Origin of the sequence: Ichthyenterobacterium magnum (assembly GCF_003610635.1) — a bacterium.
Taxonomy (GTDB): Bacteria; Bacteroidota; Bacteroidia; order Flavobacteriales; family Flavobacteriaceae; genus Ichthyenterobacterium; species Ichthyenterobacterium magnum.
In genome coordinates, this window is the sequence record NZ_RAQJ01000004.1 from 204631 (window position 1) to 222058 (window position 17428).

Annotated in this window: 15 protein-coding genes; 14 read left to right on the plus strand and 1 reads right to left on the minus strand. The window is 31.3% G+C overall.

Features of this window, described 5'->3' with window-relative positions; genetic code table 11:
* Nucleotides 1-35 precede the first annotated feature (35 nt).
* The 7 genes from BXY80_RS11105 (at nucleotide 36) to BXY80_RS11140 (ending at nucleotide 7208) form a co-directional block, all read left to right on the plus strand.
* Nucleotides 36-836: a TrmH family RNA methyltransferase gene (locus tag BXY80_RS11105; protein WP_120201926.1), complete on the plus strand. Its 801-nt coding sequence runs from the start codon at nucleotides 36-38 to the stop codon at nucleotides 834-836.
* Nucleotides 837-845: 9 nt separating this feature from the next.
* Nucleotides 846-2081 carry a M48 family metallopeptidase gene (locus BXY80_RS11110; RefSeq protein ID WP_120201929.1) on the plus strand — a complete coding sequence of 412 codons (1236 nt, stop codon included), beginning with the start codon at nucleotides 846-848 and terminating at the stop codon, nucleotides 2079-2081.
* A gap of 143 nt (nucleotides 2082-2224) precedes the next feature.
* On the plus strand, nucleotides 2225-4072 hold the full coding sequence (locus BXY80_RS11115) for a PLP-dependent transferase (protein ID WP_120201931.1): 1848 nt from the start codon (nucleotides 2225-2227) through the stop codon (nucleotides 4070-4072).
* Nucleotides 4073-4186: 114 nt separating this feature from the next.
* Nucleotides 4187-5182, plus strand: coding sequence for a hypothetical protein (locus BXY80_RS11120; RefSeq protein WP_120201933.1), 996 nt, complete (start codon nucleotides 4187-4189; stop codon nucleotides 5180-5182).
* A 651-nt stretch (nucleotides 5183-5833) separates the two neighbouring features.
* Nucleotides 5834-6376 (plus strand): hypothetical protein, encoded by a 543-nt coding sequence (locus BXY80_RS11130; protein ID WP_120201937.1) that lies wholly within the window; start codon nucleotides 5834-5836, stop codon nucleotides 6374-6376.
* Between the two features lie 2 nt (nucleotides 6377-6378).
* Nucleotides 6379-6753 carry a helix-turn-helix domain-containing protein gene (locus BXY80_RS11135; RefSeq protein WP_120201939.1) on the plus strand — a complete coding sequence of 125 codons (375 nt, stop codon included), beginning with the start codon at nucleotides 6379-6381 and terminating at the stop codon, nucleotides 6751-6753.
* Entirely contained in the window at nucleotides 6753-7208 is a 456-nt protein-coding gene (locus tag BXY80_RS11140; RefSeq protein WP_120201941.1) for a hypothetical protein, read from the plus strand. Before BXY80_RS11135 ends, BXY80_RS11140 begins: the two co-directional genes overlap by 1 nt.
* A gap of 89 nt (nucleotides 7209-7297) precedes the next feature.
* On the opposite strand, the gene BXY80_RS11145 is transcribed toward BXY80_RS11140, so the two are convergent.
* Nucleotides 7298-7708: an Lrp/AsnC family transcriptional regulator gene (locus tag BXY80_RS11145; protein ID WP_120201943.1), complete on the minus strand. Its 411-nt coding sequence runs from the start codon at nucleotides 7706-7708 to the stop codon at nucleotides 7298-7300.
* 395 nt (nucleotides 7709-8103) lie between these two features.
* Here BXY80_RS11145 and BXY80_RS11155 point away from each other — a divergent pair, with 395 nt between their 5' ends.
* The 7 genes from BXY80_RS11155 (at nucleotide 8104) to BXY80_RS11185 (ending at nucleotide 17396) form a co-directional block, all read left to right on the plus strand.
* Nucleotides 8104-8619: a GNAT family N-acetyltransferase gene (locus BXY80_RS11155; RefSeq protein ID WP_120201947.1), complete on the plus strand. Its 516-nt coding sequence runs from the start codon at nucleotides 8104-8106 to the stop codon at nucleotides 8617-8619.
* Between the two features lie 113 nt (nucleotides 8620-8732).
* A complete protein-coding gene (locus tag BXY80_RS11160) occupies nucleotides 8733-10937 on the plus strand; it encodes a RelA/SpoT family protein (protein WP_120201948.1) in 2205 nt (734 codons plus the stop codon).
* A 26-nt stretch (nucleotides 10938-10963) separates the two neighbouring features.
* Nucleotides 10964-11419 (plus strand): Fur family transcriptional regulator, encoded by a 456-nt coding sequence (locus BXY80_RS11165; protein ID WP_120201950.1) that lies wholly within the window; start codon nucleotides 10964-10966, stop codon nucleotides 11417-11419.
* Nucleotides 11420-11427: 8 nt separating this feature from the next.
* Nucleotides 11428-12699 carry an adenylosuccinate synthase gene (locus BXY80_RS11170; RefSeq protein WP_120201952.1) on the plus strand — a complete coding sequence of 424 codons (1272 nt, stop codon included), beginning with the start codon at nucleotides 11428-11430 and terminating at the stop codon, nucleotides 12697-12699.
* 128 nt (nucleotides 12700-12827) lie between these two features.
* Nucleotides 12828-14633: an OstA-like protein gene (locus tag BXY80_RS11175; protein WP_245977271.1), complete on the plus strand. Its 1806-nt coding sequence runs from the start codon at nucleotides 12828-12830 to the stop codon at nucleotides 14631-14633.
* Nucleotides 14633-15814 carry an aspartate aminotransferase family protein gene (locus tag BXY80_RS11180; protein ID WP_120201954.1) on the plus strand — a complete coding sequence of 394 codons (1182 nt, stop codon included), beginning with the start codon at nucleotides 14633-14635 and terminating at the stop codon, nucleotides 15812-15814. The genes BXY80_RS11175 and BXY80_RS11180 overlap by 1 nt, the downstream gene beginning before the upstream one ends.
* Nucleotides 15815-16040: 226 nt before the next feature.
* The gene (locus BXY80_RS11185) at nucleotides 16041-17396 is read left to right on the plus strand and encodes a tetratricopeptide repeat protein (protein WP_394340462.1); all 1356 of its coding nucleotides are present in this window, start codon (nucleotides 16041-16043) and stop codon (nucleotides 17394-17396) included.
* Nucleotides 17397-17428 lie beyond the last annotated feature (32 nt).

Genomic DNA, 17428 nt, shown 5'->3' on the forward strand with positions numbered 1-17428 from the left:
TTGTTTTTCAAAAAGCAAAAAAGTGACTTAGCTTAATGGCAACTAAACAGATAAACAGTATACAAAATCCATTGATAAAACACATTGTTTTATTAAAGGAAAAATCTAGAGAGCGCAAAAAAAGCGGCTTGTTTGTTATTGAAGGTCAACGTGAATTATCACTGGCCCTAAAAGGAAATTATCAAATTGAAACGCTATTGTTTTATCCAGAGTTGTGTTCAGAAAATGAACTAAGCAAGCTAACAACTCCTCAAACTAATACTATAGAAATCTCTAAAGATGTGTTTCAAAAACTAGCACATCGTAGCACAACAGAAGGCATTATTGCAGTTGCCAAAAGCAAAACACAGGCAATAACAAACTTAACTTTTAAAACAAAAACGCCTTTAATTTTAATTGCTGAAGCACCTGAAAAACCTGGTAATATTGGAGCCTTACTCAGAACCGCAGATGCTGCAAATGTAGATGCTTTTATTATTGCAAACCCAAAAACAGATATATACAACCCAAATATTATACGCTCAAGTGTTGGTTGTGTATTTACTAACCAAATTGCTACAGGAACGACTTCAGAAATTATTCAATTTTTAAAAGACAATACTATTAATACGTACTGTGCAGCTTTACAAGCATCAACAAGTTACACAACTCAAAATTTCACATCACCAACAGCTATTGTTGTTGGTACAGAAGCTACAGGATTAAGTGATACATGGTTAGCGCACTCAACCCAAAATATTAGTATTCCTATGCAAGGCGAAATAGATTCTATGAATGTTTCTGTAGCTGCAGGAATACTCATTTTTGAAGCCAAAAGACAACGTGATTTTAAATAAATACACTTTATGAATTCCACTACGCTTTTCTACATAATTATAGCAATAATTTGCATCAATTTTATCCTCGATAAAGTATTAAGTGCTTTAAATGCTAAGCACTATAATGATGCTGTTCCAGCAGAACTCGACGACGTTTATGATGAGACAGAATACAAAAAATCACAAGCCTATAAAGCCACTAATTATAAATTCGGGATTTGGAGCTCACTATTTTCACTTGTACTAACATTAGGCTTTTTACTATTTGATGGTTTTGAGTATGTCGATACTGTTGCCAGAAGTTATAGTGAAAACCCAATACTAATTGCTTTAATATTTTTTGGTATCATCATGTTAGGTAGTGATATTATATCTACACCTTTTAGTTATTACAAAACCTTTGTTATCGAAGAACAATTTGGGTTTAACAAAACCACAAAAAAAACCTTTATACTAGACAAGATTAAAGGCTTGTTGATGACCACAATTCTTGGCGGCGGAATATTAGCACTTATCATCTGGTTTTACCAACAAACACAAAATCAATTTTGGCTATACACTTGGGGCATCATTACTGTTTTTACGGTGTTTATGAATATGTTTTACTCCAAGCTTATTGTGCCATTATTTAACAAACAAACACCTTTAGAAGACGGAAGCTTGCGCGATAAAATTTCAGACTATGCCAAGTCTGTAGGTTTTAACCTCAACAAAATTTTTATTATCGATGGATCAAAACGAAGCACAAAAGCTAATGCTTATTTTTCAGGATTTGGAAGCGAAAAGCGTGTTACTTTATACGATACTTTAGTTAACGATTTAGAAGAAGAAGAAATTGTTGCAGTGCTTGCTCACGAGGTTGGTCATTATAAAAAAAAGCACATCATCTTTAATTTAATCGCTTCAATACTACTTACAGGTTTAACCTTATATATACTATCTATATTTATTTCAAACCCATTATTATCAAATGCTTTAGGCGTTGAGATTGCTAGTTTTCATGTTGGGCTTATTGCTTTCGGACTACTCTACTCGCCTATTTCAGAAATTACAGGATTGGTAATGAATCATTTCTCACGCAAATTTGAATACCAAGCCGATGATTATGCAAAAAACACTTATAAAGCTGAACCTTTAATTACATCACTTAAAAAATTATCTAAAAATGGTTTAAGTAATTTAACACCACATCCAGCTTATGTATGGATGCATTATTCACATCCAACATTATTACAACGTGTTAAAAATTTACGTAATACTTAACATTAGTTTTGTAATTATTTTTAGAACTTCGCCAATGGCAAATATAAGTCTGTTACTAAGTTATGTTGAAACATTAAAACCGACATATACGCTATTAAAACAAATCTAATTAATATATATTTTCGCCTACATAAGGTTAAATTATGAAAGACAATAAAACACTCAATTATATAAAAGATGTATTAGAAAACATGCCAAGCGACTGGCTAAACCTAACAACACATCGGCTAGATATTTATAACGAAGAATTGGCTAAAGTTCAATTTTTAGAACAATTTGAAGCATTGTATAATAGTAATAATTCTGATGCATCAGTATTAAATGAATTACCAACGGCTTTCGATTATATTAGATTAGGTCATCCGTTATCTTGTGTATTAGAATGGGTTATTGCCAAATCACATGATCTAAACCCAAATAATGTTATCAGTTTTTCGTCAAAAACAATTCCTGTTTTGGCTATTCTAAGAAAGAACTTACTAGATCATAAAAACACTCAAATTTTATATACAGGTGAATTACCAAAGTCTTTTAATACAGAATTACTAAAAACCGTTTACGGTTATCAATTTGAGTTAAAACAAGTTGAAAAGTTAGAGAAAAACACCACATTTAATGGTAGTACAATTTTCATTTCTCAACAAGAAAATATTTGCGATTTCGACCTATCGACTAATATCGATTTTTATATCAATGGTAACACAAACTTAGGAAGCGTTTTAGTGGTAAATGGCGAACAAAACCAATCTTATATTTCAGAAATACAACACGTTAGACGAAGAGAAACTATTGCAATAACACCAGCAAATGCGCTTATTGCTTTAAAAAAGCTAACGGAAACAACTACAAATACTAACAAAACAAACACAAGCGTAGAGCCAAATAAAACAAGCGTTTTAAATTTAATTGCAGACATTACTGGCTCAAATACAAAAGCACTTGTTGGCTCTAGCGGATTGTCTATTCAATATGCCATTTTAATGGGCCTTATTCATGATGCTATAGAAAACCACAACCAAAAAGCCATCAAAATTGTAGTACCACCAAATTGTTATGGCGGAACAAACGACCAAGCAAGACGTGTTGCCGCGTGTTTAGATAATGTTGAAGTGGTAGACTTACCAGTAGATGGCGATAACGATATGGTTAAAAGTATCGATACCGTTTTAACTAAAATTGCTATCGATGATGCAATACCATACATCATTGCAGAAATACCTACAAACCCAAGAGTTGAAGTTCCAGACCTTATGCAATTAAAAGCTGTTTTAAGTCAAGAACGTAAAACAGCATCTGGTGAGATTGCTATCGATCCTGTTTTTATTTTAGATCAAACATTTTGCCCTAATGCGCACTTTTTAGGTGATAAGGCTATACTCTCAACTATTAGAACCATTTCATTTGCTAGTGGATCCAAATTCCCAAGTGGCGGACAATGTACTGCTGGCTATTGTGTAGGTAACAAAAAAACAGAGGCCTTGATGAACAAGATAGAAACACATCTAAACCTTTGTGATAATGAAGCAACAGCGCTTCAATATAACATTCTGGCAAAGCAAATGCCATCCATGCTACAAAGAATTAAAGATGCCTATACCAATACACGTGAGTTTGTAAACTTTATCAATGCTACATTGCCTGAAGCAAAAATTAATTTTGTATCAGAGGAGTTAGCACAACAAGGCTTTACACCATCTGTATTTTCTTTAGATCTTCCAACAAAAGGAACTACAGACCAAGAAAGAGAAACTTACAAAAGGGCACTTAATCTTAAGTTAATTAATTTAATGATTACAGAAATCCCTAATGAGAGTAAGTACTGTGTAAGTTATGGGCAACTAAAAGGCTGTTATTGGACCATACCAGCAACATCTACGCAAGGCACAACCAAAGAAGGCGATAAAGATTATATTGCACGTGTGGCACTATCTCCTAATATGGATATGGCCTTGCATAAAAACGTGTTTTTAAAATTTGTTGAAGCCATTTAACAGCTCCTCTAATATTACTATTGCATCTTAAAAATTACGTAGTTCTACGTATTGATTTTATGATTTAATTTGTCGTACTTCGCACCAAATATATCAACTCAAACTATTAAAAAAATGAAAAAACATTCTCTTATTTTAATTATTATTGTTTTTACTCTTTTAATAATTTCTTGTACTTCAGAAAATGAGATTAACGCAGGTGTTAATAAACCTCAAAAAACAACAAATAATTTAGAACAAAATTACAAACAATTACCAAGCGACACACTATTCTTTCAAATAGCAAAAAACAATTATTTAATAACTCATTCTTCCAAACTAAATAAAGGCTCAGTAACTAGTAGTTTGACAGTTAAAAAATATAATGATAATCTTTTTAGCATTTCATATAACTTTGACACCAACAAAGAACATTGGAAGTTATTTCAGTCTAATAAAGTTATTGAAAAATCTACAGAATTAAAAAATGAAAACATCTCAATCCAAAATTTAACTGAAGTCAACAATTTAATAGAAGATTATATAGCATATATTTTTAGTGAGATTATGGATAAAAAAAACAAAAAAATAGTCTCTACAATTAATTACCATAAATCAATAATTAACACGACCATAAGATCCATTGAAAATGAAGATACTTGTAATTGTACAGTACATCCCGAATTTTTAATTGATAAATCCTTTTTTAATTGTCAAGAAGACCACTTTTACAACACTTCAGCTTTAAAAAGTGCCTTAAATCAATATACTTCTGAGAACTCAGATATTGATTCTTCAACAAATAATCTTATTACCTTTTTATCTACTTACGAAGAACAAACTATTAGCTACAATAAATACTACTCATTTTATGTAACCAATGAAGATTTTCAAATTTTCATTAATTATCAAACAGCTAGTAGTTCTGGCAATTGTGCTTGGTGGTGCCCATTAGGCGGTGGATCTGACCATGGCTGCTGTGGTAATTATTCAGGTTGTTGTTTGTATTGGCATGCTGCATGCTATATACATGATAAAATGTGTAGTGACTGTAAGCCTTCGTGGTTTTGTTTACCTGGCTGTGTTCCAGACGCTCAGCAACCTCCAAATAACACATTAACTCTTTACTAATTAAGTTAATATGGAAAGCTCTTATTCAACACAAAAAATCTTACTATACCTAAGCTTATTTAGTTTAGTATATTTTATACTAATTGTTTATTGGTCATATAGTCCGCCAAATTCAACAAATACCATAAGATTTATAGGCGAATTATTGACAATTCCTATGCTAATGTTAATAATTTTTAATTTTATTTATGCTTTGTTTCAAATCCTAAAAAAAAGAAAGACCAAGATTTTTATAACCATACTTGCTTTAAATTTAGTTTCAATAGTATTCTTAATCATTGTTACTATTAATCAATTAAACAGCTAAAAAAACAACAAATATTATATTGCACGTGTATGATTATCTCTAAATATGGATATGCATTACACAAAAGCATGTTTTTAAAATTTGTTGAAGGCATTTAATAGCTCTTCTAAGATTACTATTACATCTTAAAATTACGTAGAACTACGTATTGATTTTACGGTTTAATTTGTCGTACTTCGTTAATTGATGATATAAGTCTGTTGCTGAGCTTTGCCGAAGTATTAAAACGGACGCATATTATCGCATTGCACTCATGCTTAAGTCATCCTAGAATTAAGCATTCACATAACATTAACAACAAAAATTCACTTATAAGTGAAATTATTTATTATATTTGTCGACTAATGAACGGAATAGTTAGTTTAAAACACATTGAAGATTACAAAAAAGTATGTTACTATTCGGTTTGTATTAAAGATGAATCTGAATTTAATGATAGTTCAGAGTCTCTGTTTGAAGCATTTATTAGAGAACAGGAAAAAACAGAAAATGAAAAACTTAATCATATACTGGCTTGGGTTAAAGAAATTGGTGACCAATATGGAGCCAAAGAACGCTTTTTTCGACATGAACAAAATCAGGGCGAGGCAATGGGACTACCACCAAATAAAATTGGAAGTGAACCTGTCTACACTGAAGACGGTGAAATTTCGCCGAACAATCTTAGATTATATTGTCATCGATTAAATGACAATGTAGTAATCTTATTCTCAGGCGGATTAAAAACCGCAGATACTCCTCAAGAATGTCCAAATGTAAAACCTCACTTTAAATTGGCTAATAAATTAACCGTCATAATTGATGAGGCCTTTAAAAATAAAGATATTTTTTGGGTAGATGAATTTAATGACATTGATTATTCTGATGATTTAACCTTATATCTATAATTATGAAAAAAAACAATATAATTAGCAATTGGCTAAAAGAAAATGGCAATATAGAGACAGAAATGTTGGTTAAAAGAAACCTTGCTATTGCTAACAAAGTAAGAAATATTCTTAATGACAGGAATTTAAATGATGGAGATTTTGCCGAACTCTTAGAAAAAACAAGATCTGAAGTATCAAAATGGCTTAGTGGAAGTCATAATCTTACCCAAAAGTCAATTATTAAAATGGAAATTGCTCTTGGAGTAAAACTTATTTATATAGAGCAAGTTCATAAGTATGTGTACTTAGGAAAGATTGAAGGCTCGTTAAAAGAAGAAGCTAAAAAATATTCAGAAGGTGATTACAAAAAAACAATGCCAGCATACGCAAGCTAATGGAAAACAATAAAAACATTATTGACCCAGAAAAAATACATTTAGAATTTATAGAAGAAATCTCTGTAAGCATGGGCAATATTATTGATAAGAATATTGCAAATTTATCTATTTCAACAGATATCGCTCATATAAGTGGATATAATATGGCTGATAAAAAATATCTATTAGGTCTTAAAGTTGTTTTTACAATTAATCATAAGGATAAACCAATTGAATTTAAATTTCGATATAATTTCCATTATAGAATAGATAACTATGATGAAATGTATTCATTAAAAGAAGATGGAACTCCATTCTTCTCTAAAATATTTGTAGCAACTCTTGCTGGAATTTCTTATTCTACTTTAAGAGGAATAATCTTTGAAAAAACCTCAAATAGTAGCTGGGTCACTTTGACCCTTCCTGTTATTAATCCTTCCTTAGTACTTGATAGTTGGATTGATCAAAACTAAACCCTTCAATTTATTCTCAAACAAACCGTAAAAACTCATTGCATATTAAAATTACTTAGATCTAGGTATACATCTTTTTGATTATTTAATTACACTTCTAAAATAATACTCGTTTTAGAAGTACCATATTCTCCAATTTTTTCAAGAAAAGAAATAAGATGCTTATTGTTTCTAAAATAACCTAAGACGCATAAACAATCATCACCAGTAATTCGATCACAACTTTGTACTTCTTCCATTGCTTGTATTCGTTTTTGTACGCCAGGTGTTGCTCTTTGTTCTCGGTGTATTACTAATGTTATATACGCTTTAGTCTCAATCCCTAATTTTTCATGATTCACTTTTAAAGCATAACCTTCAATGATGCCTTCGTCTTCCATTTGCCTAACACGCTTGCCTATGGCAGGAGCAGACAACCCAACTTCTTTCCCGATAGTAGCAAAGCTTTCTCTGGCGTTAATTTTTAGCATGTCAAGTATCTTTTTATCTAATACATCCATTTGTAATCAAAATTTAATTAATAACTATTCGATATAATCGAATGTAAATATACAATTATAAATTCGATTATAAAGCAAAACTTAAATTTTACATTCTATATTTACATTATTGTTTTTAAGCTAAATAAATACCAGCTTTATTATTTAAATAACAAAAAGATAAACTATGAGTCCATTTTTAATTGATTGTATTGGTTACGGAGGTTTAGTGATAAACTTATATTCCATGTCTACCAAAGGCGAATATAAACTAAGGCTAATCTCACTAATCGCAAATATAGTTTACATTTTATACGGCGCATTAATTAGCGCGACTCCAATAATTGTAGGATGCACAATTGCAGTGCTTTTACATGGCTATCATATAAGAAGATTAAGAATTAAAAAAAGTAGTAATGGTTAAAATAATAGTAGCAAAAAATACAGATGCTAAACTTTTAGCACTTTTAAGTAGACAAACGTATATTGAATCTCATGGTCATTTTATCGCCGACAAAAACGATCTAAAAGCATATACTAAAAAAACGTTTTCAGTGTCTAAAACGGAAGAAGATATAAGCAACACAAAAAACCTTTTTTACATTGTTTATGTTAATGATTTACCTGTTGGTTATGCCAAATTAATACTAAACACGTCTAACAAAAATATTGCATCACAAAACAATTGCAGATTAGAACGCATCTACATATTAAGTGACTTTATACCATTAAAAATTGGGCAACAACTACTTACTTTTGTTGTAGAGAAAGCTAAAGCTTTACAATTTGATACCATTTGGCTTTCTGTTTATATAAAAAATAATAGAGCCATTAGATTCTATGAAAAAAATGAATTTATAAACGTTGGAGAATTAAATTTTCTTGTCAATGGAAAAGTATATGAAAATATAGTGTTCTCAAAAAAAATTTAGAAACAGAAGAAAAACTACGATTAACAACGTACATAATTAATTGCATTTAAATTTCCTTAAACAAACCGCAAAAACCCATTGCACATTAAAATTCTTATTGTTATTTTAGTTTAATGACAGAAGAAGCCATCGAGAAAGAAAATGCAGAGATTGCAAAAGCCTACAAACGCTTACTTAAGGTAAGTTACCAAACCCTCACAGCAACAGACAAAAAGCTAATTCGTGAGGCCTTTGAGGTTGCTGTAGATGCGCATAAAGAACAACGCAGAAAATCTGGAGAGGCTTATATTTTTCATCCTATTGCTGTGGCAACTATCGTTGCTTCAGAGATTGGTCTTGATGCTACCTCAATTGCTGCGGCATTACTTCATGATGTGGTTGAAGATAATCCAGACTATACCATCTCTGATATAGAACGTCTTTTTGGTGCAACCATAGCACGTATTGTAGATGGTTTAACCAAAATATCATCACTAAATAAAGATGCCGATGTCTCTACACAAGCAGAGAATTTTCGTAAAATGCTACTCACACTTAATGATGATGTACGTGTTATCATTATAAAAATTGCAGACAGACTCCATAATATGCAAACTATGGATGCTATGCGACCAGATAAGCAGGAAAAAATTGCTTCAGAAACCTTATACATTTATGCACCTTTAGCACATCGTATTGGGCTTTATAACATAAAAACCGAGCTCGAAGATTTAGGTTTAAAATATACCGAACCAGAAGTTTACAACGATATCTTTAACAAGATTCAAGAAAGCAAAGAAGAGCAAGATGCATATATTAACACCTTTTCTAAAGTTATTGTAGACTCACTAGACAAAGAAGGTTTAGACTACGAAATAAAAGGACGACCAAAATCTATTTATTCTATTAGAAGAAAAATGGTAAAGCAAGGCGTTTCTTTTGATGAAGTCTACGATAAGTTTGCGGTTAGAATTATTTATAAGTCAGATTTAGCAAACGAAAAGTTTTTCTCTTGGAAAATTTACTCGATAGTTACAGATCATTTTACACCAAACCCAAAACGATTACGTGATTGGATTTCTTCGCCTAAATCTACAGGTTATGAAGCTTTACACATTACTGTAATGGGACCAAAAGGTCGATGGGTAGAAGTACAAATACGCAGTGAGCGCATGAATGAAATTGCCGAAAAAGGTTATGCTGCGCACTACAAATACAAGCAAGGCAATACAGAAGATGCGCTTGATACTTGGATTGACAAATTACAAGAAGCTTTAGAAACCAACGAAACCAATGCTGTAGATTTTGTTGAGCAGTTTAAACTCAACCTCTACTCAAAAGAAATATATGTGTTCTCGCCTAAAGGTGATTTAAAATCTTTACCTAAAGGTGCAACACCAATAGATTTTGCATTTAGTGTACATACGCAAGTAGGCATGAAAACCAGAGGTGCAAAAGTAAACGGTAAACTTGTACCGCTTAGTCATGAGTTGCAAAGTGGTGATCAAGTAGAAATATTAACGTCTGAAAATGCAAAACCTAATACCAACTGGTTAGATTATGCAACTACATCTAGAGCACGAAGTAAAATAAAATCGTCACTTAAAGATGAGAAAAAAGGAATTGCACTCGATGGTAAAGAAATTTTAAGACGTAAACTTAAACAGCTTAAAATAAGCTTAGACGAAAAATCTATTAACGAAATGGTTACCCATTTTAAACTCAAAACGAGTCTCGACTTATTTTATCGTGTTGGTATTGGTACTATAGATAATAAAATGCTCAAAGAATATGCTGCATCTCGTAGCAACATGTTTATGAGTTATATTAAAAATAGAATTAGAAAACCAACGGTTGCACCAGATTTAGACAAAGATGAAATTACAGCAAAATACGATTTACTCGTATTTGGTAAAGAAGAAGAAAAGCTAGATTACAAATTATCTGCATGTTGTAATCCTATTCCTGGTGACAAAGTGTTTGGGTTTTTAACCATTAATGAAGGCATAAAAGTACATAAAAAAAACTGCCCAAATGCGCTTAGTTTACAATCTAATTATGCTTACAGAATTATTCAAGCAAAGTGGATTGATTCATCTCAACAAGAATTTTCTGCACTCATTAACTTGTCTGGTATTGATAATCTTGGTTTAGTAAATAACATCACCCAAGTTATTTCAGCTAACATGCATGTAAATATGAAGAGCATCAGTTTTCAAAGTGATGACGGCATTTTTTCAGGAAAAATCAATGTTGTAGTAACCAATAAAAACATGCTAAAAAAGCTTATGGATAACCTTAAAAAAATTAATGGAATAGATAAGGTAACTAGAGTATAAAATTGTGTAAATTTGCAACTTAATTTATGAGTGTAAAACCCGAACAATCAAATCAAGACATTGTAAAAAATGTCTTCACTAAATTCTTAGAAGATAAAGGCCATAGAAAAACGCCTGAGCGCTATGCTATTCTTCAAGAAATATACGATAGCGAAGAGCATTTTGATATTGAATCTTTATATATTAAAATGAAAAACAAAAACTATCGTGTAAGTCGTGCTACACTTTATAATACCATAGAAATTCTTTTAGAATGTGCTTTAGTTAGAAAGCATCAGTTTGGTCAAAACCAAGCGCATTACGAGAAATCATATTTCGACAAACAACATGACCATGTAATCTTAACAGATACTGGTGAGGTTATAGAATTTTGTGATCCACGAATTCAAACCATAAAAAAAACTATCGAAGAAGTTTTTGATATTAAAATCAATAACCATTCACTCTACTTTTACGGAACAAAAAACAAACAACCAAACTAATATTTAAAATGGCAGTAGATTTACTACTAGGACTACAATGGGGAGACGAAGGCAAAGGAAAAATTGTTGATGTGTTAACCTCCAACTACAATATTATTGCACGTTTTCAAGGCGGGCCAAATGCAGGACACACTTTAGAATTTGATGGCATTAAACATGTTTTAAGAACCATTCCTTCAGGGATTTTTCATAAAGAATCAATTAATGTCATTGGTAATGGTGTCGTTATTGATCCTGTTGTTTTTGTTCAAGAGTTAGATGGCTTAGACCAATTTAATCTCGATTATAAATCTAACCTTATCATTTCTAGAAAAGCGCATGTTATTTTACCAACACATCGTTTATTAGATGCTGCGTCTGAAACCTCAAAAGGAAAAGCAAAAATAGGCTCTACCTTAAAAGGAATTGGTCCAACGTACATGGACAAAACTGGTCGTAACGGCATTAGAATTGGAGATTTAGAATTAAACAATTGGAAAGATAAATACAGAGCTTTGGCAAATAAACACCAAGCAATGATTAACTTTTACAATGTTGATATTCAATATGATTTAAAAGAAATGGAAACTGAGTTTTTTGAAGCCGTTGAACGCCTAAAAGAATTACAGTTTATAGATAGTGAAGAGTATTTAAACCAAGCCTTAAAAAGCGGAAAACCAATTTTAGCGGAAGGCGCTCAAGGTTCATTATTAGATATCGATTTTGGAACCTATCCATTTGTAACATCATCAAATACTACAGCATCTGGAGCCTGTACTGGTTTAGGCGTTGCACCAAATAAAATTGGCGAAGTATTTGGTATTTTTAAAGCCTACACTACACGTGTTGGTTCTGGACCTTTTCCAACAGAATTATTTGATCAAGTTGGTGATGACATGGCAAGAATTGGTCATGAGTTTGGAGCTGTTACTGGACGTCCAAGACGTTGTGGTTGGTTAGATCTTGTTGCTTTACGTTATGCATGTCAAGTAAATGGTGTAACACAGTTAAACATGATGAAAGGTGATGTATTATCAGGATTTAAAACCTTAAAAGTATGTACCGCTTATAAATACAAAGGTGAAGTTATAAAGCATTTACCTTATAATATAGAAGAAGAAAACATAACACCTATTTATACAGAGTTTGAAGGTTGGACAGAAGATTTAACTAAAATGACTGAAGCGTCTCAACTTCCAAAACAATTAAATGATTATATAGATTTCTTAGAAAAAGAACTAGAAATTCCTATCACAATTGTTTCGGTTGGGCCAGACAGAACGCAAACAATAAATAGATAATAGTTAAGAAAAGATAAAAAAAGACCTGCTACATATTTTATTTGGCAGGTCTTTTGTGTTAAAAAATCTGTTAAGGCATACTAAACCCTTTAGATTATGGTTATTTTTGAAGCAAATTAAAAAGCAATTTGAAAGCACTGTATTACATATTAATTTTATTTTTTTGCGCACTTGTCTCTACAACAACTCTAGCTCAAGAAAACAAAAAAATTAAAATAGAATATTTTGGATTCACCATTAAAGACTCTTTAAGTCCTAAAGGTGCTACAACCTTTGTTAGAGATAACAGTCAACAAATTCATGTCGTTCATGAAGGTATAAACATTTGGTGTGACAAAGCTATTTATTATCAAAAAGACAATTTTATTGAAGCCTTTAGTAATGTAAAAATGAAACAAGGTGACACCATTAATATGAATGCAAAATATGCAGAATATAGTGGTAAAACTCAAATAGCTTTTGCAAGTGGAGATGTTATTTTAACAGAGCCACAGTCAACCTTAACTACAGACACCTTATATTTTGACAGAACAAAACAACAAGCCTACTATAAAAGTAAAGGGAAAGTTGTTAGAGATTCATCAGGAACAATCACAAGTCAAATTGGACGTTATTACATGAATGCTAAAAAGTATCAATTTGTTAAAGATGTCGTTTTAGTAAACCCAGAATATACACTTAATACCAATCAACTCGATTTTTATACAGAAACTGGTAATGCCTATATGTTTGGACCTTCAACTATTGTTGGCGAAACAAGCAAAATATATTGCGAACGTGGTTTTTATGATACTAATAATGATATTGGTTACTTTATTAAAAACTCAAAAATAAATTACGATAATAGAATTGTTGAAGGCGACAGTTTATATTTTGATAGAAACAAAAGTTTCGCTTCAGCTACCAACAATATAAAAGTTACAGATACTATAAACAATAGTATTATTAAAGGTCATTATGCCGAAGTTTTTAGAGCAAAAGACTCTGTTTTTATAACCAAAAGAGCTTTAGCAATAACGGTTCAAGAAAAAGATTCGGTATATCTGCATAGCGATAAAATTATGGTTACTGGCAAACCTGAGCATCGTATAACTAGAGCTTATTATAATGCAAAACTCTACAAGAGTGATATTAGTGGTAAGGCAGATTCTATTCATGCAGACCATAAAACAGGAATTACCAAGCTTATTAATTTAGCACGCTTATCTTCTACCGATATTTTTGCAACAAAGCGAAAACCTATTCTTTGGAATTTAGGCAACCAAATGTCTGGAGATACAATTCATTTAATTTCTAATACTAAAACAGAAGAGCTAGACTCGCTAAAAGTATTCTACGATGCATTTTTAATTAGCAAAGACACTTTAGGCGATGGTTATAATCAAGTAAAAGGAAGAGAACTTATAGGTTTATTCAAAAATAATGAATTGTATAATGTCGACATTATTAAAAATGCCGAAGTCATATATTTTTCTAGAGATGATAAACAAGAATTGGTTGGTATCAACAAATCAAAATCTGGAAGTATAAACCTTAAAATATTTGAAAATAATATTGATGAAATTAGACTCATCAATCAAGTAGATGGTAATTTATATCCAGAATCAAAATTTCCAAAAAACGTAAGAAAGTTTAAAGGTTTTGATTGGCGAGAAGAAGAACGACCAAAAAGTGTTGAAGACTTATTTAATGATGATCCACCTCTAAATTTACCTGTAATAAAAGGACTTGCAGATTATGTACCGCAAGAAGAGTTTTTTGATGATGAATTATTAGATCGCGTAGAAGCTGCTGGTGACAAAACTTCTAAAGAAGAAAATAAAGCTGCTCGCAATATTCCACAAAAAATAAAAGACACCAAAAAGAAAAAAGACGCAGCCAGAAAATCTAAAATAACTAAGAAACTAATTAAGCCTCTTAAAAAAGAGAATTAATGATTAAAGATTTCTTTACATACCAAGCGCAAACAACAACGCATCCTTTGGCAATGCCAATATCTCATTCAGAAGGCTCGTATATATACGATACTAATCAAAAAGCATATTTAGATTTTGTAGCAGGAGTTTCTGCTTGCAGTTTAGGACATAGACACCCAAAAGTTGTTTCAGCAATAAAAAATCAGCTAGACAAATATTTGCATGTTATGGTATATGGCGAGTATATACAAGAGCCAGCAGTTGCATTAGCAAAATTATTAGCCAAACACTTACCAAAACCATTAGAAACAACATACCTTACCAATTCTGGTACAGAAGCAATAGAAGGCGCACTAAAATTAGCAAAACGCGTTACAGGACGAAGTGAAATTATTGCTGCCCATAAAGCTTATCATGGTAATACAATGGGTGCAATGAGTGTTATGGGGTTTGAAGAACGTAAACAAGCATTTAGACCATTATTACCGAACATATCATTTATTGAGTTTAACTCAGTTAATGATTTAAGTAGAATCACATCTAAAACAGCTGCTGTTATTTTAGAAACTATTCAAGGAGGCGCAGGTTTTATTGAACCAATAAATGGTTATTTAGAAAAAGTAAGAGCAAAATGCAATGAAACAGGAACCTTACTCATTTTAGATGAAATCCAACCAGGATTTGGCCGCACCGGAAAGCTATTTGGTTTCGAACATTATAATTGTATTCCAGACATATTAGTAACAGGAAAAGGTTTAGGTGGCGGAATGCCAATTGGAGCATTTACAACATCAAAAACTATAATGAGCCAATTACAAGACAATCCAAAACTAGGTCATATTACTACATTTGGAGGTCATCCAGTAATTGCTGCTGCTGCATTAGCAACGGTAAAAGAAATTACCGAAACAACACTTATTAAAGATACATTAGAGAAAGAACAACTTATAAGAAAACATTTAGTACATCCACTAATAAAAAACATAAGAGGTCATGGTTTAATGCTAGCAGCTTTAACGCCTTCTATAGAGATTACCAATCAGGTAATTTTAAAATGTCAAGACCAAGGTTTAATCCTTTTTTGGTTACTTTTTGAGCCTAAGGCAATTAGAATAACGCCTCCTTTAACAATTACAAACGAAGAAATCATCAAAGGTTGTCGTATTATAACTAAAGTTTTAGATACAATTAAGCCCTAAACCAATACTACAATTATTTTATCTAACAGATTAATTATCATTATTTCACCTTGTTTTATATCAAGTTAAAATATAACTGTTAATTACTTTGTTGAAAACATTAAACTCAAAAACCTCAAAATCTTCAATAGAACTGTAAATTTATTTCAACGAACAATAACATCTGCTTATGGAGTTTAGTCAGCCCGACGACAACAACAATTATTCGCTTACAAAATTTGAATCAATGCTTAAAACTAACAATGTTTTATTCTTCGATTCAAATGAATTTGAAAACATCATCCACCACTATTTAGAAAACGGAAAAGTGGCTTTAGCAAAAAAAGCCATAAAAATGGGATTAGAGCAACATCCTACATCTGTAAATCTAAAATTATTTCAAACCGAAATTTATGTGCTAGAAGACAAGTTAGAAGAAGCAGATAAGTTGTTAAATACCTTATACATTGTTGAACCATTAAACGAAGAAATTTATATTCAAAAAGCAAATGTGCTTTCTAAAAGAGGAGAACATCAAAAAGCAATTAACACCTTAACAATAGCATTAGACTTAAGCATAGATGATACCTCTGGAAGCTCAGATTTGTATTCTCTTATTGGTATGGAATATTTATTTTTAGATCAATTTGAAAACGCTAGAGAAAACTTTTCTAAATGTCTAGAAATAGATATGCATGACTATTCTGCATTATATAATATTATTTATTGCTATGATTTTTTAAGTCAAAACAATGAAGCAATAAACTTCCTTAATAATTACTTAGATGGAAATCCTTATTGTGAAGTCGCTTGGCATCAATTAGGAAGACAGTATTTTTCAATAAAAGATTATGACAAAGCATTGGCTGCTTTTGATTTTGCCATTATTTCTGACGATAGATTTGTTGGAGCTTACCTTGAAAAAGGCAAGGTTTTAGAAAAGCAAAAGCAATATGAATTGGCAATAGACAACTATAAAATCACCTTAGCCTTAGATGAACCAACGTCTTTTGCTTTACTAAGAATTGGCCATTGCTATGACAAATTAGACAAAGATGATTTGGCTGTTCAATATTTTTATAAAACAGTGCATGAAGATCCTCTTTTAGATAAAGGATGGATAGCTATCACAAAATTCTATAATAAAAAACATAATTTCCAAAAGGCATTATATTACATTAATAAAGCCATAAATATTGATGGTGATAATGTTGTCTACTGGAAACTTTATGCGCAAATTAATCAGCGCTTAAACTTTTTAGAAGAAGCAGAAAGAGGCTATAAAAGAACATTAGATTTAGGTAATTACGAATTGCAAACATGGCTGTCTAGAACCGATATTTTAATTGCTCTTGGTGAATTTGAAGCCGCAGTTCTTAATCTAATTCAAGCTGCAGAATTTTATCCAGAAACAGCAGAAATAGAATTTCGTTTAGCTGGTTTATACATATCACTTCATGAGTCTCAAAAAGCACGTTATCACCTAAAAAACGGCTTATTATTAAATGAAGACTATGCATTTATTATTGAAGAATTATTTCCAAAAATTTTAAATAAACCTTCTTTTAAACAAATGCTTTTAGATTTAAAAAAAAGCATCTAAATAAGAGCTTCCATCAACATCATTAATAAAGC

Coding starts and splice junctions, on each gene's coding strand:
- BXY80_RS11105 (WP_120201926.1), top strand. CDS start 36: ATGGCAACTAAACAGATAAACAGTATACAAAATCCATTGATAAAACAC.
- BXY80_RS11110 (WP_120201929.1), top strand. CDS start 846: ATGAATTCCACTACGCTTTTCTACATAATTATAGCAATAATTTGCATC.
- BXY80_RS11115 (WP_120201931.1), top strand. CDS start 2,225: ATGAAAGACAATAAAACACTCAATTATATAAAAGATGTATTAGAAAAC.
- BXY80_RS11120 (WP_120201933.1), top strand. CDS start 4,187: ATGAAAAAACATTCTCTTATTTTAATTATTATTGTTTTTACTCTTTTA.
- BXY80_RS11130 (WP_120201937.1), top strand. CDS start 5,834: ATGAACGGAATAGTTAGTTTAAAACACATTGAAGATTACAAAAAAGTA.
- BXY80_RS11135 (WP_120201939.1), top strand. CDS start 6,379: ATGAAAAAAAACAATATAATTAGCAATTGGCTAAAAGAAAATGGCAAT.
- BXY80_RS11140 (WP_120201941.1), top strand. CDS start 6,753: ATGGAAAACAATAAAAACATTATTGACCCAGAAAAAATACATTTAGAA.
- BXY80_RS11145 (WP_120201943.1), bottom strand. CDS start 7,708: ATGGATGTATTAGATAAAAAGATACTTGACATGCTAAAAATTAACGCC.
- BXY80_RS11155 (WP_120201947.1), top strand. CDS start 8,104: ATGGTTAAAATAATAGTAGCAAAAAATACAGATGCTAAACTTTTAGCA.
- BXY80_RS11160 (WP_120201948.1), top strand. CDS start 8,733: ATGACAGAAGAAGCCATCGAGAAAGAAAATGCAGAGATTGCAAAAGCC.
- BXY80_RS11165 (WP_120201950.1), top strand. CDS start 10,964: ATGAGTGTAAAACCCGAACAATCAAATCAAGACATTGTAAAAAATGTC.
- BXY80_RS11170 (WP_120201952.1), top strand. CDS start 11,428: ATGGCAGTAGATTTACTACTAGGACTACAATGGGGAGACGAAGGCAAA.
- BXY80_RS11180 (WP_120201954.1), top strand. CDS start 14,633: ATGATTAAAGATTTCTTTACATACCAAGCGCAAACAACAACGCATCCT.
- BXY80_RS11185 (WP_394340462.1), top strand. CDS start 16,041: ATGCTTAAAACTAACAATGTTTTATTCTTCGATTCAAATGAATTTGAA.